The following is a 24,097-nucleotide window of genomic DNA, read 5'->3' on the forward strand; positions in this document are numbered from 1 at the left end:
AACATGACCTCTTCCAAGCTCGGGGGAAAGCGGAAACGGACCGGGTTTCTGCTTTTCCTTTTTTCCGCCTCGTTCTCGCTGCTGGTTATCGGAATGATTTGCAGCCTGAAATGGGGGACGGTGTCTCTCTCCTGGACGACTCTATTCGAGGCCCTGACTTACCGCGGGCATGAAAAGGAGCATTTATACGTGCAGACGCTGCGGCTTCCGCGGGCCTTGACGGCGTGTCTGGTAGGCATGCAATTGGCGCTGGCCGGGCTTCTGACCCAGCTGCTCACCCGCAACCCGCTGGCCTCGCCGCACGTCTTCGGCATTAATGCCGGAGCGGCGCTGGCCGTCGTATGCGGGCTGGTTACGTTCGCGAACTTTTCCTTGCCGGCTTCGATCGGATTCGCGTTCTGCGGGGCGGCCGCAGGGGCGGCGCTTGTATGGTCGTTGGCGGGATCGGGGGAAAAAGCTTATGTGCGCCTCGCGCTGGCGGGCATTACGATTCATTTCTTTCTGTCGGCATTAACGGAGGGAATGATCATCCTGAACCAGAATTCCTCCGAAACCATGATCTTCTGGCTGGTCGGGTCGTTAAGCAGAGCCGGGTGGACCAACGTGCGCATCCTGCTCCCGTTCTTCGCGAGCGGCCTGCTCCTGTTTGCCTTGCTGCTCCCGTCCTTCCGGCTGCTGCTGATGGACGACGAACTGGCCGCCGGACTGGGAGGGCGGCTGCGATTCATTCGCGCTGTCGGCATGCTGCTGGTGATTGCGCTGGCCGGCTCCGCCGTCGCGCTGTGCGGACCGATCGGCTTCGTCTGCCTGATCGTCCCCCATATCGCCAGAGCGTTAACCGGAAGCCGCAGTCTCTATGTGGTGGCTCCTCTGACCGGGCTGCTCGGGGCCGCGCTGCTGCTGTTCGCGGACTTCGTCAGCCGCTTTATCGCCTTTCCCTACGAATCACCGGCCGGCATCGTCACGGCGGCGATCGGGGCGCCCTTCTTCATCTACCTGGCTCGCAGGCAAGGCGGTGGATCCCGATGAGGAAACCTGTCGCGATTGCAGCCGCTCTGCTGCTCCTGGTCGCGCTCGCGATCGTATCGCTGAAAGCGGGCGCCGTCGACGTCTCGTTCGGGGAGATCGGCGCGTCTCTCCTGCGCGAACCGAACCGGGCGTTCTTTATCGTTCACGAGGTGCGTCTGCCCCGGGTCGTCACCGGCATTCTCGCCGGTTTCGGACTTGCGTCGGCAGGCGTCATCCTGCAGAGCCTGCTGCGCAATCCGCTCGCCAGTCCCGACGTCATCGGACTGACGAAAGGGGCCGGCTTGCTGGCGGCAGCGGTCCTCTTCCTGTTTCCCAAGTCTCCGGGCTATCTGCTGCCTGTAGCGGCCTTCGCGGGAGCGCTCGCCGCCTTCGGGCTGCTGCTCCTGCTCAGCAAACGCCTGACGCTGGCGCCGGCTTCTCTCGCGCTTATAGGCGTCGCCCTCGGAGCCGTGTTCCAGGCAGGCACGCAATATTTGATCGTCAAGCATCCGAGCGACATCAATCTGGCGCTGCTCTGGCTGGCCGGCAGCCTGTGGAGCCGCGATTGGGCCGACGCGCTCTCGCTGCTGCCGTGGATTGCGGTGCTGCTTCCCGTCGCCTGGCTGAGTTTCGCCAAGCTGAACGTGCTCCAATTGGGAGACGAATTGAGTTCCTCCCTCGGGCTGAACGTCGCGAAGCAGCGTTTCCTGCTGCTGCTTCTGGCGGTCGCGCTGGCCGGCATTTCCGTCTCCGCCGTCGGCTCCATCGGTTTCGTAGGTCTGATCGCTCCGCATATCGCGCGAAGCATCGTCGGCAGCCGCAACCAGTGGCTCATTCCGCTGGCCGCTCTGATCGGAGCCGATCTGATGCTGCTCGGAGACGCTCTGGGCCGCGTGCTGATCGTTCCTCGGGAAGTTCCCGTCGGCATTATGACCGCCGCGCTCGGCGCTCCGTATTTCGTCTATTTGCTGCGCCGGCAGCGGCTGCGAAGGAACGGCTGACTCCTTGCCCGGGAAGCCGTTCCGCACCTCTCCCGGTCCCGGCAGACTTTCCTTTCAACCCGAAAAGACGATGCCCGCCATGAAGACGATAAGTCTTCGCGGCGGGCATCGCCCCGTTTGTTTCTCCGTTAACACTCCACGCTGCCTCGAAGCAGCTCGTCCCGCACATGCCACTTGGAGTTTCGAAGCGTCGTCCTCGCCCCGCGGACATCCCCTGCGGACAAACACTTGTACATCTCCGAATAGACCGCTCTTCCGGTGTACGGACGGTTAGGTCTCTTGTAGGAACGATGAGCGACGACGAAAAACAAAACTTTGTCCCTGTAAGCGTCGAAGGTTTGCAGAATGTGCCGGTTATGGGTCGCCTCCAGCAGCGTCCTCATGAACAGCAGCCCGTTCTCGTAATACTCCCGATAACGCTTTCTGTCGCTGGCCTCGATCAGCCTGTCCAGACAGATTTGCATTTTGGCCAGGTCGATCTCGTCGTGATAGTTCTCGACCACGTCCAGCGCGTAGAGATACAGGGCGTTCAACAGGTCGAAAATATCGAACAGCTCCTGCACCTCGATGGCGTTCACGCGGATTCCGCGCTTGGACAGCGTCTGCACGTACCCTTCCTTCTCCAGCATCCGAATGGCGTCCCGCACCGGCGTTCGGCTCATATTCAACTGCGCGGCCAGCTCGCTCTCGGACAACAGGATGCCCGGAGCGTAATCCGCATTCAACAGATTGTGACGTATTTTCTCGTAGGCGATCGCTACTAGCGGTGAACCGGACATGCGCCTTCTCCTTTATGAAAGGTTATCCTATTCATTATACCCGCGAATGTTATCGCACGATTAACTTCCGGTTATTCGAACGCGGAAAACGGAACTTCGAACTCGGGCATCCCCGCCGCGTACGGCGTATATTCGTATTCGGTGAAGAAGACGACTATGCCGTTATGCTTCAGGAAGAAGTCGCGGTCCGGCTCGATCGTCTTGAACGGATTAAGCAAGCCGATGCCGCGCGCCTTGAGCTGGCTCTGAATGTGATCGTTGATAATCGATACGTACTTCTCGTTGCCCCCGGCGGCGTCGGCGAGGGTCAGCTGCTTGCCCGTCTTCAGGTCGAACGTGTACGTGACGCGCGCGGTCGACCCATGGGCCCCGCCTGTGTAAATATAATAATTCACGTACAGGCTCAGCTTGTCCTGCTCGTTATACGTGATCGTATAGGTCCCGTCGAAGGAAACGTCGTACGTCCCGACCTCATCATCAAGCGCGACTTCAAGCGACTGGCGGGCGAGCTCGGTGTTCAGCTCGGCGTCCGTCTTTAGCGTATCGTTGATTTTCTTCTGCACGTCTTCGTTCGCCATGCCCGAGATGAGCGGATAATTCACGGAGATGGAGCGACGCGTCCCTTCCTCCCGGATCGTCTCCGTCGCAATCTTCAGCGCGTTCTCCTGGATGGCCTGGACTCCGATCGCCTTGGTCGCCGGGTCGTAAGAGACGCCGTAGCCCATCCGCTCAAGCAGGAAGCGGAACGGCACGTACGTCGTATTGCTCTGAAGAATGGACGGCAGGCCGTAAATCCGCTGATCGTTCAACGTTGCGCTGCCATCGCCCAGATTCAGCACCAATTCCCGGTCGCGTCCGGTGACGGTGACGGTGTTGCTCGCTTTATCCCAACGCGTGTTCAAGCCGATCTCGTTGTTGAGGCTTCGAATCGCGACATAGGTCGTGCTGTCCGTATTGATGGCCGGCAGAGCGACGGTCTTGCCGTTCACTTCGATCGACTGCTCGATAATCTTGTACCCGCTCGCAGCCGCGCTTGCCGTATTTACGGACGAGACGAGGGGAGCGGACGCGAGCGTCGCCGCGAAAGCCAGAACCAATGCCGTTTTCGTTTTTCCTTTGCCAACCGTTGAATTCATTGTAATCTTCCTCTCTGTTAAAAGGCTTTCCTAATGATATAGACGTAATTCATGTCGAAAGGGTTCGGTCTTTCCCGAAAATAAGCGGTCGTTGTTGATAATCCGTTCCCGATTCTTATATGATAGGGGAGTCAATGATTACCAAGCGGTGAAGGCGGTGCTGCTCCTTGTCCAACGGCGGAAAAGAACGGGCGACGCGTAACAGAACGATCGCGCTGAGCGAGACGGAGAGAACGGAGTACCGCTCCCGGCTGCTCTCGCTGGCCGCGCCGGCGACGGCGGAACAGCTGCTGGACCGTACGATCTGCCAGGACTTGTTCGAAGCGATCGATTATTTGCCGGACGCGTTCGTGGATTTGCTGTTCGTCGACCCTCCGTACAATCTGACGAAAACTTTTAACGGGAAAACCTTTAACCGCATGAATTACCGGGAATACTCCGATTGGCTGGACGGCTGGTTCTCGAAGCTCATGCGCATTCTGAAGCCCGACGCAACGGTCTACATATGCGGGGATTGGCGCTCGAGCCATTCCATCTTCGAGGTCGCTTCCGGCTATTTGAACGTCATTAACAGAATTACGTGGGAACGGGAAAAAGGCCGGGGCGCGCTCGCCAATTGGAAGAACGCCTCGGAGGATATTTGGCACTGCACGAAATCGGCCGATTACAAGTTTTACGTCGACCGCGTCAAGCTGAAGCGCAGGGTTATCGCGCCGTACCGGACCGTCCAGGGCGCGCCGAAGGATTGGAACGACGATGCGGACGGAAAATACCGCTTGACGCATCCGTCCAACCTGTGGACCGACTTGACGGTGCCCTTCTGGTCGATGCCCGAGAACACGGACCATCCGACGCAGAAGCCGGAGAAGCTGCTGGCCAAAATCATTCTCGCCAGCTCGGACGAGCGGGACGTCGTGTTCGACCCCTTCGGCGGAGCGGGGACGACGGCCGTCGTCGCCAAGAAGCTGAACCGCCGGTTCGTCACGGTCGAGATCGACGAAACCTTCTGCTGCCTGACGGAGAAGCGGCTGCGGATGGCCGATGACGAGCCGGCGATCCAGGGCTATTCGGACGGCGTCTTCTGGGAGCGGAATACGTTCCGCGAGAGCGGACGGACGCGCCGGACTTAACGCGGCCCGGAAGGGAAAAAAGCTTCGATTGACACCGGATACCGCCAATGCTATGGTTGGAGCCATACGGGCGGAGCGCATCCGCCGACGAAGCGCTCGTCTCCAGGGCGAAACGATGGAAGGGGAGTTCCCGTGATCAGAGTCAAAGAATTTCTGGATAGCGACAGCTCCTTGGCCGAGAAAAGAGTGAACGAGTTTCTGGCCGAGCTTAAGGACGAGCAGGTCATCAATATTTGCTACAGCTCGATCAGCAAGCCGAATTTGAACAACGTCAGCGAGCAGAGAAGCGCGATTCTGGTCGTCTACAGAACGGATGCCGAGCCGTCCTCTTCCGGAAAGCAGTAACACCACGGACCGGCAAGCCGCGAACGCCTGTCGCCCGGGACCGGGCGCCGCGCGATGCGGCGAAACCCCGTGCGTGGCTTCCGGCGACTGCAGCGCGATTCCGCTTCCTGCAGCAAATCCCCCTTGAGCGAACCGTGGCGGCGCCGCGGTCATGCCCGAGGGGGATTTGTTTTTGCGTCTCCGCGATCCGCTCCATCGGAAGAATAGCCCGGCGCTAAAGATTCGTTTAAATCCGTGACTTCGACGATTCCGCGATCGGAACCGTGCGCGCCTTGCGTCCTTCGAACACGGTCCATTCCCGATAGCCGGCCTTAAGCGCCGCCGCGCTCGCCTCGTCCAGCAAGCGGCCGATGTCGTCGGGATAATGGGCATCCGACGACAGCGTGATCGGAACGTTATGCTCGGCGAGCACGGACAGAAACAGCGGGCTCGGACAAGGCTCGGCGACCGGGTAGCGGTAGGCGAGACCAGTATTGATCTCCGTGGCCGCGCCGGCCAGTACCAGCTCTTCCGCGGCGCGGCGATACAGGGGCAGCAGCTCCTTCTCGTCCGCGGGGCGGAAGCCGAACGCTTTCAGGTTGTCGGGGTGGGCGATCAGATCGAACAGCCCCGACCGGCACGCCTGGCCGAGAAGATCGTAATAGCGCGCATACGTCTTCAGCGGGTCCATCCGCTCGAAGGTCGAGCGGGTGTCGGGGTTGTCGAAGCCCCATCCGTCCAGAAAATGGACCGAGCCGATGACGTAATCCCATTCGCAAGCTCCCAATATCCGGCCGAGCTCGGCCTCTCCCCCCTCGAAGAAATCCGCTTCCACTCCGAGCCGCAGGTCCGGACGCGACCGCTTCGCATCGGTCACGAACGTCACGAATTCCTCCAGGGACGCGACGCAGACCTGGTTCAGCCATTCTTGCTGCAGACAGCCGATCGGACTGTCGTCCAGCAGCATATGTTTCTCGTAATACGGACGGCATTCCCGAAAGCGGTACAGATGGTCGACGACGCCGAACAAGCCGATCCCCCGCGCTCTTCCCTCATCCAAGTAGCGGTCGAGCCATTCCTCGCTGAAGCATCCGTCCCACATCCGTTTCTCCAATTGCTCCGACAGGTCCTCCGCCCAAGCGCGGGAATGGGCAATCGCCCGATCCGAAGCCGAGCCGGAGGCGGCCAGCGCCTGCAAGGTGCGAGAGAGCCAGCGCAGGGAATAAGGGCCTTCCTCCAGGTGAAAATGCATGTCTACCTTCATCCGCTTCATTCCTCTCCTTTCGCTTCGAGCCATTGAATCCGATGCCGCTTCAGCGCCGGAAGCCATTCTCTGGGCGGAGCGGCGTTGCTGACGATCGCGTCGATCCGGCGCAGGGGCGCGATCTCGACGAAGGCCTCCTTGCCGAATTTGGAATCGTCGGCGAGCACGATCGTCTGGCCGGCCGCCTCGATCATTCGCCGGGACAGCATCGTTTCGTCGAGATCGTAATCGCTGATCCCCCGCTTAAGCGAGATTCCCCCGATGGAAATGAACGCCTTGTCGACGCGATACTGCGCCATCTCGCGTTCTCCCGGCGCTCCGGTCAGCGACTGCTGCTCCGGGTTCAGCCGGCCGCCGATCACGATGATCTGCCCGGAGAACCGGCCCTCGTTCAACGACTCCATCAGATGGTAAGCGACGGCGATCGAATTGGTCAGCAGCGTAATCCGCTCCTTGCCGGCGATCGCCTTCGCCAGCTCGAGCGCCGTCGTGCCGACATCGATGACGATCGTATCCCCGGAAGAGATAAGCTCGGCGGCTTTCCTGCCGATCCTCGCCTTCTCCTCCGCCTTCACCTGCTGACGGTGCAGGTACGGCGGCTCGTAGTTGGCCGGTCTGGCCGAGACCGCTCCGCCGTACACTCTTTTCGCGTCCCCTTCCCTTTCCAGCAGCAGCAGGTCGCGGCGAACCGTTTCCTCCGATACGGAGCAGCGCCTCGAGATATCCGAGACTTTGACCTGCCCCTCCGATTTAAGAAGCTCGAGCATAATCCGTTTGCGTTGTTCAGACGATACCGACATCGTCAAGCCCCTTCTTTCTCCAGCTGCAGCAGTTGCGACGGATCGAGCGCCAAGCGGACGCCGCCGCCCGTCTCCATGCGCAACGCGCTCCCGTCGTTCAGTCTGTCGACCGTGAGCCGCACCCCGTTCGCCGATACGAAATAACGAACGACATTGCCCAGCACGGTAATCGAATCGATCGTTCCCTCCGCGACGCGGGCGCTGTCGCTTCCGAAGAAATCCCGCTCCCCGTGGCCCGTAAGCAGTCTCACCGATTCTGGCCGCAGCGCATAGCTCTCCGCCCGGCCGATCCCGTCGCCGAACAGACGGACGGCTTCGTTACAGGTGAGGACGTTGTAGCTGCCCATGAATCGGGCGACGAATTCGGTGCGCGGCCGCGAGTACAACGTCTCGGGCGTGCCTTCCTGGACGATATGCCCGTTGTTCATAATGCAGATGCGATCGGACATCGTGAGCGCTTCTTCCTGATCGTGGGTGACGAAGATCGTCGTCATGTTAAGCTTCCTCTGAATCTCGCGGATTTCCGTCCGCAGGCTTTTGCGGATCTTGGCATCGAGCGCGCTAAGCGGCTCGTCGAGCAGCAGCACCTTCGGCCGCACCGCCAGCGACCTGGCGAGCGCGACCCGCTGCTGCTGGCCGCCGGACAGCCGCGCCGGATAAGCGTCCCGCTTCTCCTGCAAGTCCACGAGCGCCAGCAGTTCCTCGCACCTTGCATGCCGTTCGGCCTTATCCGCTCCGCGCATTTTCAGTCCGTATTCGATATTTCCGTATACCGTCAGGTTCGGAAACAGAGCGTAAGACTGGAACACCATGCCCACCTCGCGGCTGCGCGGGGGCAGGCCGGCGATATCTTTTCTCCCAAGCAGCATGCGTCCGCCGTCCGGTTCGGTCAGACCGGCGATGCAGCGAAGCAGCGTGCTCTTGCCGCAGCCCGACGGACCGAGCAGCGTGACGAATTCCCCTTCCTGGATCGAGAGGTCTACGTTGTCCAGCACCGTCGACCCCCCGAACGTTTTGCGGATTCCCTGCAGCTCCAGGTACGATGCGTTCATCTGCCCGCCTCCCCGTTGAATTTTTGTCCCAGCTTCATCAGCGCCGCGGACAGCGCCAGAATGAACAGAAAATAAGTGATCGCGATCGCGCTGGCCAGATGCCCGCTCTCGTTCATCCGTTGGTACAAATACACCTGGATCGTCCGGATATGGCCTCCGACCAGCATGTTCGTCAACACGAATTCGCCGAACAGCACGGAGAAGCCGAGCAGCGTCGAAATCATCACGCCCGGCCAGATGTTGGGCAGCACCACCGTCGCGAACGCCCGCATCCGGGATGCCCCGAGCATCTCGGCGGCGCTGATCAGCTCCGCGGCGGATACCGTAAGCAGGCTGTTGCGAATGCCTTGATACATATACGGCAGGATAACGATGAAATACGCCCCGATCAAAATGTAAGCCGTGCCGGTAATGTCGATCGGCCCGGAGGAGTACGTCCGGATCAGGCCGACCGCGGCCACGACGCCGGGGACGGCATACGGCAGCACGACGACTCCTTTCATAAACGTCTCCCATCTCGGCAAATACACCGTAATGACGAAGACGGCGGGCAGCATCACCGCCAGGCTGAGCGCCACGCTGACGGCGCATAGATAGAACGAGGTCCACAGCGCTTCGAGAAACCGCGCATCCTCGAACATTTCCCTTACCCATTCGAGCGTCCAGCTCTCGGGCAGCACCGTTGTCTGCCACTGCTTGGCGAAGCCGTACATGAAAGTTCCGACCAGCGGCAGCAGCAGATAGATCATCAGCAGAAGCATGAGCGATCTGTGCGTCCATCCCGCCCTCGATTTCATCCTGCTCCCGCCTCCTCTTTCGCCGCAAACCGCGCTCGCTTGCGCGAGTCCGGGTTTCTCTTCTTGCTCGGCTCGGCAGCGTACGAAGCCGTAAACCGTTCCGCGCGCTTGGACATTCTATGGTTCAAATAAACCGCGAGCAAAGTGGACAGCGCCAGCAGCACCGCAAGCGCGCTGCCCGTCTCCGGCTGGTTCGCGACGTCTCCGGACACGAGCGAGCCGATGCGGATCGCCAGCAGATTGTAATTGCCGCCGACGAGAGCGTAAGCCGTCGCGTAGGCTCCCATCGCATTGGCGAACAGAATCCCGAGCGTCCCGCCGATCGCGGGCGTCAGCATCGGCAGTCCGACGGTTCTCCAGAATTGCCACGGACTGGCCCCGAGCAGCGCCGCCGCGTCCTTCCACTGATCCCGAATGCCGTAGAAGGACGGATAGAGCAGCAGCAGTGCCAGCGGCACTTGAAAATACACGTAGACGAGCACGAGTCCGCTCCAGCTGTATAGGTTAAAATCGGCGAATACATCCCAGCCCAATTGCTTGAACAGCAGCGTGAACACCCCGTTGTTGCCGAGCAAAATGATATAGGCGAAGGCAAGCGGCACGCCGGCGAAGTTCGAAGTCATATTGGACAGCATCAGCAGCCTGTCGCGAATCCGCGGCGCGAACCGGGTGATCGAATAAGCGCAGACGAGCCCGACGAGCAGGCCGATCGCGCTGGAGTATACCGAGATCAGCAGGCTGTTCTTGATGGCTTGCAAATAAAAGGCGCTGCGAAAAATTTTATCGTAATAAGCGAAGGTAAACCCCTGTCCGCCCGGCTTGCTGACGCTCCCCGTCAGCATCGTCACAATCGGCGTCAATTGGAACGCCAGCACCATGAAGACGAACGGAGCCAGCCCGAGTACCATCCAGCGTTTGTTCTGCTTCACGCTTCCACTCTCCTAGAGGGAAAGGGCGCCCCCGCCAAGCGGGCGAAGGCGCTCCGATATTCTGCCGCCCGCTCAGCTGAGATGAACGAGAACGCGGTCCTGCCACTGCTCCGGAATGCTCTTGGCCGTCTCTTCCCATACCTTGTAATCGCCGACCGGCTTCGCGTTCGCATATTCTTCCTTCGGCAGCAGCTTGGCCGCCACGTCGTCCGGAAGACTGACGCTGTCGCGAATCGGGCGGGCGTACCCCTTGGCCAGATTGATCTGTCCGGCGTCGCTCAAAATATATTCCCTCGTCAGCTTGGCCGCGTTCGGATGCGGCGCGTATTTGTTGATGATCGTTGCGTAACCGCTCACGACGCTGCCTTCCTGCGGAATGGAGACTTCGTATTGCTCCTTGCCGAGCTGGTCGCTGTAGTTAAGAGCGTTAAAGTCCCACAGCAGCGTCACTTCGACTTCGCCCTTCTCGATGTTCGCCAGCGTAGCGTCGACGTTGGAGAGTCTGCCGTTCTTCGCCAAGTCCTCGAAGTACGCAAGCCCCGGCTCGAGGTTCGATTCGTCGCCGCCGAACGCCATCGCCGCGGCGAGCACGGCCATCTGCGCCTGGGCCGCTTTCGTGACGTCGCCCGTTACGATTTTATAGCTGCCGTTCTTGAGATCCTCCCAGCTTTTGGGCGGATTCGCCACCAGCTTCTTGTTCGTCAGGAACGCAATCGTGCCCTGGTAGCCGATCAGCCAGTGCCCGTCGCTATCCTTCGCCCAATCGGGAATCTCGTCCCAATAGGACGTTTTGTAAGGCTGCGTTACGCCCTTGTCCACGGCGACCGGTCCGAACGCGATGCCCACGTCCCCGATATCCGCCGTCGGCTTGTTTTTCTCCGCTTCGAACTTGGCGATCTCCTCGGCGCTGGACATGTCCGTGTCCGAATGGGACAGCCCGTACTCCGTCTGCATGTCCGCCCAGGTATCCTTCCAGTTCGCCCACGAATCCGGCATGCCGACGCTTACGACCGCGCCTTCTTCCTTCGCCTTCGTCTCGATCTCGGCGAGCGTCAGCTCCGAAGCGCCGGATGCGCCGCCGTCGTTTTTCGCGCCTCCGCAAGCCGCCAGCAGCCCAACGAGCAGCACCAGAACAAGTCCGCCGAACGATTTGCTCCTCAGTCCGTTTCTCAACATTCCCATTTCCTCCTATGTGGCATTTTGTGGGGTGTCTCCGTATTCTTGTTGTCTTTGCCTAATCCCACTATAGAGCCGGTCTATTTCCGAGAGATTAAGCGCGATAATCGGGTTTGTAAAAACCGTCGGCTTTCCCTCCCGCTTCGGCGCGTAACCGGAACATGCAAAATAGCGCCCCCCGGAGGGAGCGCTGCCCGCGTGCATACGTTATCTGCAATGCCGTTCATCATCCGCTGCATCGGCGCAATTTTTACAAATCCGCCCGACTGGTGTCATGATACTTTTATTTTCTTCCGTAATCGGCTTTGATCTCGCCCCACTGCTTCGTCTGCCATTTGAGCACTTTATTGGAATAGCTGTTCGTCTTCAGCCAGCGGACCGCGCGGTCCACCAGGTCCCAAATTTCCCGCGTCGACTCATCCCTCGGGAGCGTCGTGGAGACTTCCTTCTGCCTGACCCACTTCAGCGCGTTCATCGAGTCGCTGTAGACCGTTTTGCCGCTGCCGATTTTCTTCAAATACGCCAGCGCATGCACGATCGCGAGGAACTCTCCGAGATTGTTCGTTCCCTTGGCGATCGGACCTACCGCGAACAGCACCTCGCCCGTCTTCGTGTCCACGCCTTTGTATTCCACCGGACCCGGATTGCCTCTTGTGCCCACGTCGACGGAGATGCTGTCGTAATCGACTTCCGCCGGGAGCGCGTCGACGCCGGCCTTGGCGGACGCGGCCTTTTTCCCGCTGCCCCAATGCTTCTTCCAGCCTTCGCGATAAGCCTGCTCCGCGGTCGCCTTCGACTCGTACGATTTGTATTTGGCCTCGTCGAACCCGTTGATCTGCTTCTGGCATTCCGCCCAGCTCGCATATACCCCGGGCTGGCGCCCGGCCCACACGACATAATGCTTCGTCTTCGTCATCTATCGTTTACTCTCCCGTTCCGGCAAACGCTCCTAACATACGGTAGTAATGATCGGATTGCCGTTCGTAATAATAATCGTATGCTCGAACTGCGCGACGCGGCTGTTGTCGGGAACCTTAAGCGTCCATCCGTCCGCCTGCTGGTCGACGTAGGACGCCCCCGTCGAGACGAACGGCTCGATGGTAATGACCTGGCCGGCCTTCAGGACTCTCCGGTCGCGAGACTCGAAATAAGGCAAAATCTCGAAGGGCTCCTCGTGAAGGCTCTGGCCTACGCCGTGGCTGCACAAATTTTCGATGATACGGTAGCCGCCCTTCTTCGCTTCCTCCTGCATCGTTTTTCCGATATAATTCAGCTTCACCCCGGCCTTCAGACCGGAGATCACCTTCATCATCGTCTCGTACGTATGCCGGCACAGACGCTCCACCTCGGAGGCGACGGGAGCGACCTGGAAAGACTGGCCGGCGTCGGCGTAATAGCCGCCCAGCTCCGCGGATACGTCGACGTTCACCAGATCGCCCGCTTGAATCGTCCGTTCGCCCGGAATGCCGTGAGCGACCTCTTCGTTCACACTGATGCACGTATACCCCGGGAACTGAACGTCCTTCATCGGAGCGGACGAGGCCCCGTGCGAAGCCAGCATGTCTCTGCCGATGAAATCGAGCTCTCTCGTCGTCATTCCGGGTTTGGCCCGCTTTTTCATTTCCTCTATCGTAAGCGCCACGATTTTGCCGATCTTCATCAGCTGCTCGATATCGTGCGGAGTTTGCACCGTCATAAGCCGTTCCTTCTTTCCGTTCGCGATTCTTCGCTCGCTTCTCTTCCTCTAACCTTACCTCTTTTGCGTCTCCCGCTCAACTTTACGAACCGATTCAAAACAACAAGACTTCTGGCATTATCCTATTATATAATACAGTTGTTCCCACTGGCTCGTCCTTAATCGAAATCCATAGACAGGAGACCCACATGGACATTATCCCGATTCCTACGCATTTAATAGACGAAGATAAAGATCAGCCGCGTTACCAGTTCGACGACGAAGCGCTGCAGGAGCTGATGAACAGCATCGGAGAGCTCGGGCTGCTGTCGCCCATCAAGGTCCGCAAAACCGGGGACGGACGCTACAAAATCATTTACGGCAACCGCCGTTACAAAGCGTGCACCGCGCTGAACCTGGCGACGATTCCGTGCATCGTGTCCGAAGCGACGGACGAGATGGAAATCTACCTGGAGCAAATCGCGGAAAATTTGACCCGGCAAGGCTTCTCTCCGATCGAGGAGGCCGAAGCGTTCAACAAGCTGCTGACCGACCCGAAATTCAGCAGCTCGATCAAATATTTGTCCAGCAAGCTCGGCAAGCCGGAAAACTATATCAAGAACAAGCTGGACCTGCTGAAATTCAGCCCGTCCGTCCGCCAGTTGATCTCCGCCGGAACCGAGATCAAGAAAGGCCGATTGACGGAAGACCAATTGATGCCGCTGAAGGATCTGCCGATGGAATACCGCGACTCTCTGGCGCTGATCATGGCCGAGGACGAGATGGCCGTCACCGACGTGAAGCGGATTGCCCGCCTGTTCAAGGACAAGGAAATCTCCGACGCGACGAAGGGCAAGCTGCTGTTCAAGACGGGTTACCAGCTTCTCGAAACCTGGTCGACCTACGAGCACAACCGGAAGGAACGGGCCAAGAGCGCGCTGCCCAAGGAGGAGCCTTACCTCGCTCCGGATACGACGGCAGCGGGAAGCGCGGTGCCGTCCAACGGAATGGACGAGCCCGCCGCCGCAACGGACGCTTCGGGCGAACCCCCCGCCCGGGGCGCCGAGCCGCCGAAGCCGAGAGCCAAAGCGAGCCCGGAAGCCGTCCAGCTCGCCATATCCGGACTCGCCGGTCTGGCGGAGACGGAACCGGAGCCGGAAGAGGAGGAGCTGTCGTCCGGCAGCTTCGTTGAGGATATGCTGAACCTGCTTTTGGCTACCTTGCCCGCTCCGAGCCCTCTGTCCCCGTCCGACCTGCCCGAGCTGGAAGGCGTCGAGCTGCAGCAGTTCGCGCGGGACGTGGACACGCTGATCGCGGATTTGGAGAAGCATCTGGCGGAATGGCGCTCCGTGAAGGACAATCTGACCGTCAGGAACAGGCAGGCATAAGCGGCGGCTTGATGCCGGAGAAGTTTTGCAGTGACGGTGCAGGCCATAACAAGGAGAACCGGATTGGACAGGAAGGAGGGCTCAGGAGACGATGAGCGATTATCGCCCGATTCAACCCCCTCAATTGCAGCAGCAACTGCAGCGTCCTGGTTACAGATACCGGGAATATGCTCCCTGTGAAAACTTAGCATCGCATGTCGCCTGTTATTGGACGGTGGACTTTCGTGCAGACGGCGGGAAACAACTGCATCGGATCATCCCCGATGGCTGCGTGGATATTATCGTTAACCGTCGGGCCCCTTCCTGTGGGAAGGCCGCTTTTATCGAAGGATTGATGACTCAATTCGAAATCTTGAGTCTTTCCCAAATCCAGTCTTTGTTCGGCATCCGCTTTTATTCGGAATCGGCGCAGTCCATCTTGCAGTTCCCTGTCTCTGCATTTAACGGACAACATGTTTATCTCGAGGATATATGGGGGACTGCAGGGCTGTTCATGGTTGAGGAGATCTTAACGGCCGATGCGGCCTCAGAGATTATTGAAATCGTTGAACGTCAACTGACCCGATTATTGTCTGGCAAAGACGCTCCATCCCCTTCTTTGTTGCGCACGAGTATGCAGTACATGTATGCCTGCAAGGGGAGTATTTCAGCATCCGATCTGGCGGAAAAGCTGAGTTTCAGCGAACGGCATCTAAGGAGAACCTTCGATCGGGAACTGGGTTTAAGTCCGAAGGAAATGCTGGGCATCGTTCGATTTCAAAGCGTGCTGCAGGAGCTTTATAGCGGCACTTCCTCCAGCTTTACGGACATTGCGATGAAACACGGCTACTACGATCAATCGCATCTCATTAAAAACTTCAAACGATATTACGGCATTCTGCCAAAACAACTGTAGAAAACGGACTAAGAAGTCCGTTTTTTACTATTTTGGAACCGAAGAATCAGATTATGGTATTCATGTACTTCTTGTTTTCACGGCGTGCAAGCCAAACCTCAAATTTAGGAGCTGAGAGTCATGGGAATTAAATTCGATATGATCGGCATTGTTGTGAAAGACATGCAAAATGCTTTAGACTTCTATCGCGTACTTGGACTGGAAATACCGAAGAGTGCCGATGACGACATGCACGTTGAGGTTGCGCAAACCGGTTTCCGACTGGCCTTCGACACGCAAGAAACCGTTAAAGACATCTATGGCGGTTGGGATGAGCCCGCAGGTCATCGTATTGAGCTGGCCTTTCTGTGCGACAGCCGCGAAGCGGTGGACGAGTTGTTCCAAAAAATAACGGGGAATGGGTACAGCGGGTATCGCGAGCCTTGGGACGCTGTCTGGGGGCAGCGCTACGCGATTGTGCAAGACCCCGATGGCAACCTGATCAGTCTTTTTGCTTAGCGGGGACATCGACATAAGGTTCACTCCATTCAGGCCATCCAAGCGGGTGCCCTGAATTTCGCTTTTTGAGCGGTAGGCTGAAGCTTATCCTGCTAGATCGCTAAAGAAAAACTGCACCCCCAAGGTTAGACCGTAGTCCAACAATGGAGGCGCAGTTCAATCTTGACAGCCCGGGCCGACTGGCTCTAGGCGGCCGGTTTTTCTTTGATTTCCTGAGAAATTGCGGATTCCGCGATGGAGAGAAGCTGCTCCTTCGTGACCGCGTCCGAGGAACTGCCGACCGTGTAAAGAACGGAAGCCCCCTCCTGCGTGTCGATCCAGCTTAAGCTCGTAAAGAAATTCGTATCGGTGTACAAATATTTGTCGTTCACCGCATACAGCGCTTCCCGCCCGTCGCTCAACCGGATTTTCTCCTGCTGCGCCTGGGTCAGGCCGACAAGCTTCGCTTTCTCCTCGAACACCTGGGCGGAGAAGATCAGCTCATGGCCTCCCGCATCCCGGTAAGAGGTCGTATAAGCGGGAAACCGCTCCTTCTCCCGTTCGATTTTTTCCCAGGCGACCGCTTTGCCCTGCTCCGTCACCTCGGCTTGCAGCCGTCTGGCCGTCTCCGACTCGAAGACGCTTCCTCCGTACGCCGGCTCATCCTTGCCGGAGACGAAGTCGAGCCCGTTTTTCCCGTCGTCCGGAAGCGCAAGCCCGGCCAATCTTCCTTTCCATTCTTCATAATCCGTGAACAGATAGGGGTTGCTTACGTACTCCGCGTAAAATATCCCCTTGCTTCGATGGTCCGGAAGCAGCGATTCGATCTCAGGAGAATAAACAAGCGCCTTCTCGCCGACCGCCAATTGACTCCTTACCGTCTGCAATTGGTCGCGGACGAGGCTTGCGGTGCGCGCGTCGAAGCGGAGCTGCTCGTTCATGGATACTTCCAGGCTGAAGCGGTCGTCCCCGATCCGCACGAAGTATTGCGCGGTAAATCCCATGATCAGCAGGGCAAGCGATCCGGCAATCGTCCACTGCACCGATCTTCGGCGCAGCCTGGAGCTTCTTCTCGGCTTCGCTTCGAGCAGACGGTCGATCTTGGCTCTCGTGCTCCGGTCCGCCGGGAGCGGGACGGTGATGCTCTCTGCCGCCTGTCGATAAGCGGCCGTCAGGTTTTGCTCAATCCGCATGGTACGCAGCCTCCTCTAGGAACGTGTCTTGACCGATCCACCGGCGCAGTTTGCCGATCGCCGAATGGTGCCTTGACTTGACCGTACCGACCGGGATGTCGAGCGCCGCCGCGATCTCTTCCAGCGAGTATTCGCGATAGTGCCGGAGCACGACGACCTCCCTAAGCTTGTAGGGCAGTCGGTTGACCAGAGCCAGCAGCTCCGAGCTCGATTCGTTGGCGATCGCCTGCTCCTCCGCCAGACGGCCGGCCGGCGAAGAGACGGCTGCCGCGCTCACCCGTTCGAACAGCCGCGTCCCGCGCCACAGCTTGCGCTTCCAGCTGCTCGCCTGTCGTGCCGCAATTCCGTTCAGCCATTTGCGAAACGGCTGTTCCGGCCGATAGCCGGGCAGCGACCGGTGCAGGTTGAGATACACCTCGCTCATGACGTCGCCCGCGTCCTCCCGGTTGTTCAACAGAAAGACGAGCAAGCGGTAGACGTCGTCCTTGGTCAGCTCGTAGATGCGGCGAAAAGCGTCGGCATCTCCCTGGATCATCCGTTCGAGCCATGGTTGGAATTCGTGATCCTGCATAAGGCGCCTCCTAAGTGGGTCTCGCCCTATATTGGCCCGATCGGTAAAAAAGGTTCGAAGCTGCGGTCACACCCAAGCTTACTTCAACATCTCCTTGATCCACTTTAAAGGAAGCCCCGTATGCCGCGCGACGTCCATGAGCGTGGCGCCGGGGTTGTTCTTGACGTATTCCTTGACAAGGTGCGACTCCGCGATATAAACCTGCTGGCATTCCTTGCAGAGCGTATCCGGCTTCTGCACCTGCAGCCTGCCGCACCTGTCGCAATTGTTCAGTTCCATCGAAGCCCACCTTGAGGCGAAACGAGATTTCAACGTGACTTTCCGTTCGCGGCTCATTAGTATCATCGGATGAAAAACGACTCGTCATTAGGAGAAAAGAAGGGAAACTTCCTCTCCGGACCACTAGACCCGGACAGTCGGCTTCCGCTTCGCAGCTTGCAATCCTTCAATCGCTGGCCGAATGCGAATCCGCCGGCGCTGCGGTTTCTTTTTCCTTTTTGGGAGGAGGCGTCTGCCTCATGAAACGCAGTCCCAGCGCCGGCCAAGCCGACAGAACACACAGCGCCGCCGCCGTTAAATACGCGGTCACGACTCCGCCGCTGTGGCTTAGAGGTCCCGATACCGACGTACCGATCAGCAGTGCGCCCATCGAGAGCGGAGTTAAGATTCCGCTTACCCTCCCGACCATCTCGCCCGGAATTTTCGCAATGACATAGCTCCCCACAGCGGTATTGAGCACCGCGAGCAGAATGCCGTTAGCAAACCGGAACATCCCCGTCAGTATGGGCCAGACGGACAAAGCCTCGACGGCGTACGTCACCCCCAGAAAAACGACCGCTGTCGGGAACAAATAGCGCAAGTTCAAGAGCCCCGAGAAAGCGGCCGCGGCCAGGGCGCCGAGCAGCAAGCCGAGGCCGTCCGCGGCTGCGAACCATTGCACGTTGTCCGGGGACAGCCCCAGTCTTTCGGTGACGATGAAGATCTCCAGCGGCTGCACCAAACCTCCGCCCAGTCCGATCAAAGCGAAGGACAGCAGCAGCTTTTTCAAGCCGCCTTCCGACCGGACGAAGCGAATGCCGTCCCGCATATCCTCGCCAAGCGTAGCGGTGGAAGGAGCGGCGGCGGTTTGCTCCGCGGGCAGGAACGACAGCACCGCGGCGGATAGCAGGAACAGGATCGGCAAGGCGATTAGCGAAGCGCCAAGCCCGGCCCATTGATAGATCGCCGTGCCCGCAACCGGCCCCAGAATCAGGAACAGCGAGCTCATGCTCTGCGTCAATCCGATCGCCGCCGGAACTTGTTCCTCGGGTACGCGGGCCTTGAATATTTTCGCCGAAGACGGTTGGGAGAATTGACTCAGAATAGCCGACGCGAAAACGGCTCCGTACAAAGACTGCCACGCATCGTTGGCTATAAGGACCAGGATGACAAGTATAGAGGCCGCGCTGAGCAAATCGCCCGCAATCATCGTTCGTTTCGGATTCCATCTGTCCGCCAGCACCCCGCCGATTACGGAGAAGACGAAGATCGGCGCGTACTCGACGATGGACAGCAGGGATACGGCAAACTTGTCCCCGTTCGTCCGTTCCAGGACAAAATACAGCAAAGCCATGTTCCGGATCCAGATCGCCGTCTGCTGCAACAAATCGGATACGAAGATCAACCGGAACGTTCGATTTTTGAATAGCATGCCTGCTCCTCCAAATAGACCGACCATTCGGTCTAATTAATGGTTAAAAAAAAGGCCAAGCTTGGCGGCGCATGTTAATTACGCTTGGCGCGGATCCCTTCTAACAATAGCTTCACCGCATCGCGGTAATACTCCCTTATCTTGTGCTGCTCTTTGTCGCGATCGAGCATATAGTAAATCTTGCCCAAGCCCTCCAGCATGCTGCTGACGAGAATGACCAACCGATCGAGCTCTCCCCCTGCGAAGTCTCCCTTCTCCATCCCGTCACCAAGAACGCTCCGGCATGCTTGGGAATTATTGTCGGAGATGCGCAGCAATCTGTCCAACACGTCGCCCGTAATCGGCCGACTGCGCGAATATTCCTCCTGAGCCGCAAGCAGCGGATTTTGGAAATCGTTCGCGTAATGCTCGGCCAGAGCGTACAGCTGATCCTCCGTCGAGCTTGTCCTCTCCCGGATTTTCTCCCATTCCCTGCTCCACTGCTCCGAATCCTCTTCGATGACCTTCAGGAACAGTTCATCCTTGCTCGTGAAATGGTGATACAGACTGCCCTTGCTCACCTCGGCCTCGACGCATACTTCGTTCATCGAAACCGCGCCATAGCCTTTCCGCGTAAACAATTGTCGAGCCGCGGCCGTAATCCTTCTCTTCGTCTCTTCGCCGTCCGAACGTCCTCTAGCCATGCCGCCCTCCTTAGACCGACCGTTTGGTCTAATTATAGACCGAAGCAGGCTCCGAACGCAACGGGTTGTCGTTCGTATAACTCCGCTGCGGCCCGCCTTGAGGCGAATCGAAACTGTATCATCGGATGAAAAACGACTCGTCATTAGGCGAAAAAGAAAGGAAGCCGCCTCTCCGGGCCGCAAGACCCGGACAAGGCGGCTTCCTTTCGTATCGCTTGCGAGCATCAATCGATAAGGCCGGAACGCTGCAGCAGCCGGTTCACGATAACCGCCGTTTCCGCGCGCGTAATGGCGTTCTTGGGCAGCAGCGCCGCCCGGCTTCCCTGCAGCAGGCGCTCGCCGACCCCGATCGCCAGCGCCTGGCGGGCCCACAGGCTGACGTCTCCCGAATCGCGGAATGCGGCCAACTGCTCGGCCACGAACGCTTCGGACGCGGAGGCTCCGTCGTTCAAGCCCGTCAGCTTCATCGCCCGAGCCAGCATCACGGCCGCTTCCTCCCGCGTAATCGCCGCCGTCGGCCGGAAGTTGCCCTGTCCGTCCCCCTCGACAAGGCCGTATTTCCGGGCTTGCGCCGCCGCGCCCGCATACCAGGCGTTCGGAGCCACGTCCGCGTAGCCGGACTCCGCGCCGCGCTCGGGCAATCCAAGCGCCCTCGTCAAGATCGCCGCGAATTCCGCCCGCGAGACCGACGCTCCGGGCAGGAACGCTCCGTTCTCGTTGCCGCGCACGACCAGACGCGATGCCAGGCCGTCGATCTCGCTCTTCGCCCAGTGCTTCTCGACGTCCGCGAATGCCGACGGATGCGCAAGAAGCGCGTAGACGCTGTTCGTCAAGCTGCTTGCAATCGCCACTCGCTTCCCCCCGACCGTCTCTATTCGGGTCGGGACGTGCCGGACCGAGCCGTCCGGCTCCAGCGCGACGACGGTCGTGACTCCTTCCGCTCCGGGCGGAATCGGAAGATTACGTTCCACGAAGCCAGGGAACTGTTCGATCTCCGTACGCGTTCCAGCATATTCGGCCGATACCGAGAACTCGACCGGTTGGCCGACAATGCCCGGCAGGCCGGCATACGCGCCATCCGTATGCGCAATGGAGATCCGTACGCTCACCTCGTTCAACGAGGACGATCCCCCAAACTTGGCCCCGAGCGCCGCGATGTCGATAAACGCCGCCGGGAGGCGATAGCTTCCGTACGACGTCCGGACCTCCAGCATCGCCGTGCGATCCTCGAGAGCTTGAACGACGTTGCCCGTCAGCTCCAGCAGCACGTTCGTATCCGATTGGTCCGCCTCGATGACGACCGTGGGCTTATCTCCTCCCGCGGCCAACCGCTCGAGGAACGCTTCGGTGCGCAGGGAAACCGTTAAGCCGTTCGGCGTTTCCCGCTCCACGGCAACCCCCGGCAGCGGCTGTCCGCTTAGCGAAGCTTTGATCCCGGATACCGGCGCCGTCGGTTCGCCTCCTCCCGCTCCGCCTCCGTTCCCTCCAACATTTCCTGCGCCGTTTCCTCCGCCTCCGCTTCCCCCGCCGCCGCTGCCGCCGGACGATGAGGTCGCACGGAACACGAAAATATCGTAGCCAAGCGAAGATCCGTCTTCCGCCGTGACGTGCAGGCCGATCCGGTTCATCCCCGTTTGCAGCGCGAGCTGCTGACCGGGAACGCCGTTCGTCAGCAAGATCGGTCCGGCGGCGGGAAGACCGTCGCTGCCGTATACGCTGACGGCCACGCTGGACCGCGCATCGTAGGTTGCCGCCGTTACCGACACCGACGACACGGTGCTGGCCACGCTTGCCGAGTACAGCTTATTGGCACGGGCGAATGCGGGGCTAAGCGGCACCGCGGCTCCGCCGGCGCTCGCCAATGCCAACGACACCAGCGTGGCGTCGTCGCTTAACGGAGCCGTCGGCTCGCCTTCGGTCGCGAACGTCCACGTCGCATCGTCCGCGATGCCCGCATATCCGTTGCCCGCGGCGTCCTCGAACGCGCCCGCATCGATCCGCACCACATAGTCGGACGAGCGCTCCAATTCGACGGAAGGATGGATCGTGACTCTGGCTCCGGCTACCGTCACCTTGGCGGCATCCGTTACAGCGTACGTCTCCGACCAGCTTCCGTCCGCTCTGGACAACGTAATCGTTTTGCCCGCAACCGCCGTCACGAGCTCGTTAAAGCTGAGCGTTAGCGGGTTGTTCACGGATGCGCCGACGGAGCCCGGAGCCGGCTCGTACCCGGCCGCTCGCGGAGCCGTCGTGTCGGGCCCGGCAATCCAGCGCGCGAACAGCGTCACGTCGTTCGCCGGCATCACGAGGATATCCCCGGGAGCGTAAGCGACGCCGTTCCCGTTGGGGAGCGTATTCCAGCCGCCGAACGTAGCGTCCGTCTTTTCCAAGCCGCCCAGATTGTCCAACACTTCGGCATACTCGTCGACCCAATACTCGAACGGATCCAGAGGAGGCTCTCCGCCCGTATTGCCGTTGCCTTCGTATTTCACGATATAAGTCGGCTCGGGCAGCGTCTTGATCGCTTTTTTGGCGTATACGCTTTTCTCGCCCACTTTATCTTTGACCACAACCGCGTAGTGATACGTTTGTCCTCCGTACATCCCGTTAATCCGCATCGTCGAGATATCCGCCTCGTACGAGCCGAGCGGCGTGCCCCCTTCGACGGCGGCGACCGTGTCCGCGGTATTTCCCCCTATTCTGTAGACCCGGTACTCCAGCTCGGAGGACGGGGTCATATTGTCCGTCGCTTTCGTCCAAACGAGCGTCGCTTCGGAATGGGTGATGTCGCTTGCCGTTATTTCGCGATTGGCCAGCGTTGGCGGGGTCACATCGGTGATCGCTTTCGTAACGGCGGGGCTGCGCCGCTCCAGCGTCGTACCGTCTCCCAGCTCTCCGCTCGAATTGAGCCCCCAGCCCAGCATCGTTCCGTCGGATCTCATCGCCGAGCCGGAAAATCCTCCGGCGGTAACCGCCACAACGTCGGATGCCCCGATCTGCACCGGAATATACCGCCACTCCCCCGTTCCGTCCCCGATCTGTCCCTGATAGTTAAGGCCCCAGGACCACACCTGGCCGTCATTCGTTACGGCATGGCTATGAAAGCCGCCGCCTACGACGGCTTTGACGTTGTCGATCAGACTGACCTGCACCGGCTCGTGCCGGTCGAAGCCCGAGCTGTCCCCGAGCATTCCCCAAGTGTTTCTTCCCCAGCTCCATACCGTTCCGTCTTTCTTGACGACCAGGCTGTGGAAATTGCCGGCGGCGATCGACGCCACATCGTCGATGTCCACCTGCACCGGAGCGGAGCGGTTCGTCGTCGTTCCGTCTCCGAGCTGTCCGTAGTCGTTGCTTCCCCACGTCCAGACGGTCCCGTCCGCCTTGAGCGCGAGGCTGTGCCAGCCTCCCGCGGCAACGGCGACGACATTGTCCAGTTCCGGCACTACCTGCACGGGGGAGGTCCGATCCTCCGTCGTTCCGTCTCCGAGCTCTCCGCCGGCGTTGTTTCCCCATGCCCATATTTTGCCGTCGTCCGTTAACGCAAGCATGTGGTAGCTAATACCGGACGACAGCGCGATAATACGGCCGTCGATCCCCGTAATTCGAACCGGCAGCGTACGGTTGGTCGTCGTGCCGTCGCCCAATTGGCCGTCCTCGTTCTGTCCCCATGCCCACAATTCGCCCTCTTCCGTGACGGCATAGCTGCTGCGAATGCCGGTGGCGATCAATCTTACCCTTTCCAATCCGCTCACTTGGACGGGAACCGCTCTCCCCGTCGTCGACCCGATCCCCAGCTGTCCGTGCACGTTCCGGCCCCAGCTCCATACCGTTCCGTCCGAAACCAATGCCAAGCCGTGATAATAACCCTGTGCGATCTGGGGAGCGATGACGTAAGGCTCCGCCGCTCGGGCGGCCTTGCCGGGCAGCAGCGGAATCACCCCCAGCAGAAGCAGCAGACTCAAGCCTATTTTAGCGAATCGCGACATTTCCTCCTCATCCTTCCTTTGCGTTTCTATAGCCTGTACATACCTCCTTCCATTTTACGAAGGGAAACCGCGCAATTCGATTGACGAAAGTTAACCCCGCTAACAAAAAAAACGCCTGCCGATCGTTCGGCAAGCGTCCCTTA

The 24,097-nt window shown here is 59.4% G+C and carries 23 protein-coding genes; 7 read left to right on the plus strand and 16 right to left on the minus strand.

Annotated features, from left to right (window positions below):
- The first annotated feature begins 3 nt into the window (after positions 1 to 3).
- Together ACFFT4_RS03440 and ACFFT4_RS03445 are read left to right on the plus strand one after the other, a co-directional pair.
- On the plus strand, positions 4 to 1,029 hold the full coding sequence (locus tag ACFFT4_RS03440; protein ID WP_378045095.1) for a FecCD family ABC transporter permease: 1,026 nt from the start codon (positions 4 to 6) through the stop codon (positions 1,027 to 1,029).
- Positions 1,026 to 2,009 carry a FecCD family ABC transporter permease gene (locus ACFFT4_RS03445; protein WP_378045097.1) on the plus strand — a complete coding sequence of 328 codons (984 nt, stop codon included), beginning with the start codon at positions 1,026 to 1,028 and terminating at the stop codon, positions 2,007 to 2,009. Before ACFFT4_RS03440 ends, ACFFT4_RS03445 begins: the two co-directional genes overlap by 4 nt.
- 128 nt (positions 2,010 to 2,137) lie before the next feature.
- Here the strand turns inward: ACFFT4_RS03445 and ACFFT4_RS03450 are convergent, their stop codons facing one another.
- Together ACFFT4_RS03450 and ACFFT4_RS03455 are read right to left on the minus strand one after the other, a co-directional pair.
- A complete protein-coding gene (locus tag ACFFT4_RS03450) occupies positions 2,138 to 2,788 on the minus strand; it encodes a GntR family transcriptional regulator (protein WP_378045099.1) in 651 nt (216 codons plus the stop codon).
- A 71-nt stretch (positions 2,789 to 2,859) separates the two neighbouring features.
- The gene (locus ACFFT4_RS03455; RefSeq protein WP_378045101.1) at positions 2,860 to 3,924 is read right to left on the minus strand and encodes a stalk domain-containing protein; all 1,065 of its coding nucleotides are present in this window, start codon (positions 3,922 to 3,924) and stop codon (positions 2,860 to 2,862) included.
- 167 nt (positions 3,925 to 4,091) lie between these two features.
- On the opposite strand from ACFFT4_RS03455, the gene ACFFT4_RS03460 reads away from it, so the two are divergent.
- Positions 4,092 to 5,054, plus strand: a complete 963-nt coding sequence (locus ACFFT4_RS03460) for a DNA-methyltransferase (RefSeq protein WP_378045103.1) — start codon at positions 4,092 to 4,094, stop codon at positions 5,052 to 5,054.
- Positions 5,055 to 5,186: 132 nt separating this feature from the next.
- The gene (locus tag ACFFT4_RS03465) at positions 5,187 to 5,399 is read left to right on the plus strand and encodes a sporulation protein Cse60 (RefSeq protein WP_378045105.1); all 213 of its coding nucleotides are present in this window, start codon (positions 5,187 to 5,189) and stop codon (positions 5,397 to 5,399) included.
- A 226-nt stretch (positions 5,400 to 5,625) separates the two neighbouring features.
- Here the strand turns inward: ACFFT4_RS03465 and ACFFT4_RS03470 are convergent, their stop codons facing one another.
- The 8 genes from ACFFT4_RS03470 to map all read right to left on the minus strand — a co-directional run bounded on the left by ACFFT4_RS03470 (position 5,626) and on the right by map (position 13,092).
- Positions 5,626 to 6,642 (minus strand): PHP domain-containing protein, encoded by a 1,017-nt coding sequence (locus tag ACFFT4_RS03470; protein ID WP_378045106.1) that lies wholly within the window; start codon positions 6,640 to 6,642, stop codon positions 5,626 to 5,628.
- Positions 6,643 to 6,647: 5 nt separating this feature from the next.
- Positions 6,648 to 7,442: a DeoR/GlpR family DNA-binding transcription regulator gene (locus tag ACFFT4_RS03475; protein ID WP_378045108.1), complete on the minus strand. Its 795-nt coding sequence runs from the start codon at positions 7,440 to 7,442 to the stop codon at positions 6,648 to 6,650.
- A gap of 2 nt (positions 7,443 to 7,444) precedes the next feature.
- Positions 7,445 to 8,494 (minus strand): ABC transporter ATP-binding protein, encoded by a 1,050-nt coding sequence (locus ACFFT4_RS03480; RefSeq protein ID WP_378045110.1) that lies wholly within the window; start codon positions 8,492 to 8,494, stop codon positions 7,445 to 7,447.
- Positions 8,491 to 9,291, minus strand: coding sequence for an ABC transporter permease (locus tag ACFFT4_RS03485; RefSeq protein ID WP_378045112.1), 801 nt, complete (start codon positions 9,289 to 9,291; stop codon positions 8,491 to 8,493). The genes ACFFT4_RS03480 and ACFFT4_RS03485 overlap by 4 nt, the downstream gene beginning before the upstream one ends.
- A complete protein-coding gene (locus tag ACFFT4_RS03490; RefSeq protein ID WP_378045114.1) occupies positions 9,288 to 10,220 on the minus strand; it encodes an ABC transporter permease in 933 nt (310 codons plus the stop codon). Before ACFFT4_RS03490 ends, ACFFT4_RS03485 begins: the two co-directional genes overlap by 4 nt.
- Positions 10,221 to 10,292: 72 nt before the next feature.
- Positions 10,293 to 11,396, minus strand: coding sequence for an ABC transporter substrate-binding protein (locus ACFFT4_RS03495; RefSeq protein ID WP_378045116.1), 1,104 nt, complete (start codon positions 11,394 to 11,396; stop codon positions 10,293 to 10,295).
- 283 nt (positions 11,397 to 11,679) lie between these two features.
- Positions 11,680 to 12,312 carry a ribonuclease H gene (gene rnhA / locus ACFFT4_RS03500; RefSeq protein WP_378045118.1) on the minus strand — a complete coding sequence of 211 codons (633 nt, stop codon included), beginning with the start codon at positions 12,310 to 12,312 and terminating at the stop codon, positions 11,680 to 11,682.
- Between the two features lie 33 nt (positions 12,313 to 12,345).
- Positions 12,346 to 13,092 carry a type I methionyl aminopeptidase gene (gene map, locus ACFFT4_RS03505; RefSeq protein WP_378045120.1) on the minus strand — a complete coding sequence of 249 codons (747 nt, stop codon included), beginning with the start codon at positions 13,090 to 13,092 and terminating at the stop codon, positions 12,346 to 12,348.
- Positions 13,093 to 13,280: 188 nt separating this feature from the next.
- Here map and ACFFT4_RS03510 point away from each other — a divergent pair, with 188 nt between their 5' ends.
- From ACFFT4_RS03510 to ACFFT4_RS03520, 3 genes are all read left to right on the plus strand, one after another.
- Positions 13,281 to 14,459, plus strand: coding sequence for a ParB/RepB/Spo0J family partition protein (locus tag ACFFT4_RS03510; RefSeq protein WP_378045122.1), 1,179 nt, complete (start codon positions 13,281 to 13,283; stop codon positions 14,457 to 14,459).
- Positions 14,460 to 14,550: 91 nt separating this feature from the next.
- The gene (locus tag ACFFT4_RS03515; protein ID WP_378045124.1) at positions 14,551 to 15,354 is read left to right on the plus strand and encodes an AraC family transcriptional regulator; all 804 of its coding nucleotides are present in this window, start codon (positions 14,551 to 14,553) and stop codon (positions 15,352 to 15,354) included.
- A gap of 120 nt (positions 15,355 to 15,474) precedes the next feature.
- Positions 15,475 to 15,852 (plus strand): VOC family protein, encoded by a 378-nt coding sequence (locus ACFFT4_RS03520; RefSeq protein ID WP_378045126.1) that lies wholly within the window; start codon positions 15,475 to 15,477, stop codon positions 15,850 to 15,852.
- Positions 15,853 to 16,037: 185 nt separating this feature from the next.
- Here the strand turns inward: ACFFT4_RS03520 and ACFFT4_RS03525 are convergent, their stop codons facing one another.
- From ACFFT4_RS03525 to ACFFT4_RS03550, 6 genes are all read right to left on the minus strand, one after another.
- Complete coding sequence (locus ACFFT4_RS03525) at positions 16,038 to 17,024, minus strand: hypothetical protein (RefSeq protein ID WP_378045128.1); 987 nt, start codon at positions 17,022 to 17,024, stop codon at positions 16,038 to 16,040.
- The gene (locus ACFFT4_RS03530) at positions 17,014 to 17,595 is read right to left on the minus strand and encodes a sigma-70 family RNA polymerase sigma factor (RefSeq protein WP_378045130.1); all 582 of its coding nucleotides are present in this window, start codon (positions 17,593 to 17,595) and stop codon (positions 17,014 to 17,016) included. The genes ACFFT4_RS03525 and ACFFT4_RS03530 overlap by 11 nt, the downstream gene beginning before the upstream one ends.
- Before the next feature lie 78 nt (positions 17,596 to 17,673).
- Positions 17,674 to 17,874: a hypothetical protein gene (locus tag ACFFT4_RS03535; protein ID WP_378045132.1), complete on the minus strand. Its 201-nt coding sequence runs from the start codon at positions 17,872 to 17,874 to the stop codon at positions 17,674 to 17,676.
- 166 nt (positions 17,875 to 18,040) lie between these two features.
- Positions 18,041 to 19,312, minus strand: a complete 1,272-nt coding sequence (locus ACFFT4_RS03540; RefSeq protein WP_378045133.1) for an MFS transporter — start codon at positions 19,310 to 19,312, stop codon at positions 18,041 to 18,043.
- Between the two features lie 47 nt (positions 19,313 to 19,359).
- On the minus strand, positions 19,360 to 19,968 hold the full coding sequence (locus ACFFT4_RS03545; RefSeq protein WP_378045134.1) for a TetR/AcrR family transcriptional regulator: 609 nt from the start codon (positions 19,966 to 19,968) through the stop codon (positions 19,360 to 19,362).
- Between the two features lie 224 nt (positions 19,969 to 20,192).
- The gene (locus ACFFT4_RS03550; protein WP_378045136.1) at positions 20,193 to 23,954 is read right to left on the minus strand and encodes an RCC1 domain-containing protein; all 3,762 of its coding nucleotides are present in this window, start codon (positions 23,952 to 23,954) and stop codon (positions 20,193 to 20,195) included.
- Positions 23,955 to 24,097: the final 143 nt, after the last annotated feature.

This window comes from Cohnella cellulosilytica, assembly GCF_042431195.1.
In the GTDB taxonomy this organism is placed as follows: domain Bacteria; phylum Bacillota; class Bacilli; order Paenibacillales; family Paenibacillaceae; genus Cohnella; species Cohnella cellulosilytica.

Coding starts and splice junctions, on each gene's coding strand:
- ACFFT4_RS03455 (WP_378045101.1), bottom strand. CDS start 3,924: ATGAATTCAACGGTTGGCAAAGGAAAAACGAAAACGGCATTGGTTCTG.
- ACFFT4_RS03535 (WP_378045132.1), bottom strand. CDS start 17,874: ATGGAACTGAACAATTGCGACAGGTGCGGCAGGCTGCAGGTGCAGAAG.
- ACFFT4_RS03540 (WP_378045133.1), bottom strand. CDS start 19,312: ATGGTCGGTCTATTTGGAGGAGCAGGCATGCTATTCAAAAATCGAACG.
- ACFFT4_RS03450 (WP_378045099.1), bottom strand. CDS start 2,788: ATGTCCGGTTCACCGCTAGTAGCGATCGCCTACGAGAAAATACGTCAC.
- ACFFT4_RS03445 (WP_378045097.1), top strand. CDS start 1,026: ATGAGGAAACCTGTCGCGATTGCAGCCGCTCTGCTGCTCCTGGTCGCG.
- ACFFT4_RS03475 (WP_378045108.1), bottom strand. CDS start 7,442: ATGTCGGTATCGTCTGAACAACGCAAACGGATTATGCTCGAGCTTCTT.
- ACFFT4_RS03525 (WP_378045128.1), bottom strand. CDS start 17,024: ATGCGGATTGAGCAAAACCTGACGGCCGCTTATCGACAGGCGGCAGAG.
- ACFFT4_RS03495 (WP_378045116.1), bottom strand. CDS start 11,396: ATGTTGAGAAACGGACTGAGGAGCAAATCGTTCGGCGGACTTGTTCTG.
- ACFFT4_RS03510 (WP_378045122.1), top strand. CDS start 13,281: ATGGACATTATCCCGATTCCTACGCATTTAATAGACGAAGATAAAGAT.
- ACFFT4_RS03440 (WP_378045095.1), top strand. CDS start 4: ATGACCTCTTCCAAGCTCGGGGGAAAGCGGAAACGGACCGGGTTTCTG.
- map (WP_378045120.1), bottom strand. CDS start 13,092: ATGACGGTGCAAACTCCGCACGATATCGAGCAGCTGATGAAGATCGGC.
- ACFFT4_RS03515 (WP_378045124.1), top strand. CDS start 14,551: ATGAGCGATTATCGCCCGATTCAACCCCCTCAATTGCAGCAGCAACTG.
- ACFFT4_RS03550 (WP_378045136.1), bottom strand. CDS start 23,954: ATGTCGCGATTCGCTAAAATAGGCTTGAGTCTGCTGCTTCTGCTGGGG.
- ACFFT4_RS03485 (WP_378045112.1), bottom strand. CDS start 9,291: ATGAAATCGAGGGCGGGATGGACGCACAGATCGCTCATGCTTCTGCTG.
- ACFFT4_RS03545 (WP_378045134.1), bottom strand. CDS start 19,968: ATGGCTAGAGGACGTTCGGACGGCGAAGAGACGAAGAGAAGGATTACG.
- ACFFT4_RS03470 (WP_378045106.1), bottom strand. CDS start 6,642: ATGAAGGTAGACATGCATTTTCACCTGGAGGAAGGCCCTTATTCCCTG.
- rnhA (WP_378045118.1), bottom strand. CDS start 12,312: ATGACGAAGACGAAGCATTATGTCGTGTGGGCCGGGCGCCAGCCCGGG.
- ACFFT4_RS03520 (WP_378045126.1), top strand. CDS start 15,475: ATGGGAATTAAATTCGATATGATCGGCATTGTTGTGAAAGACATGCAA.
- ACFFT4_RS03530 (WP_378045130.1), bottom strand. CDS start 17,595: ATGCAGGATCACGAATTCCAACCATGGCTCGAACGGATGATCCAGGGA.
- ACFFT4_RS03480 (WP_378045110.1), bottom strand. CDS start 8,494: ATGAACGCATCGTACCTGGAGCTGCAGGGAATCCGCAAAACGTTCGGG.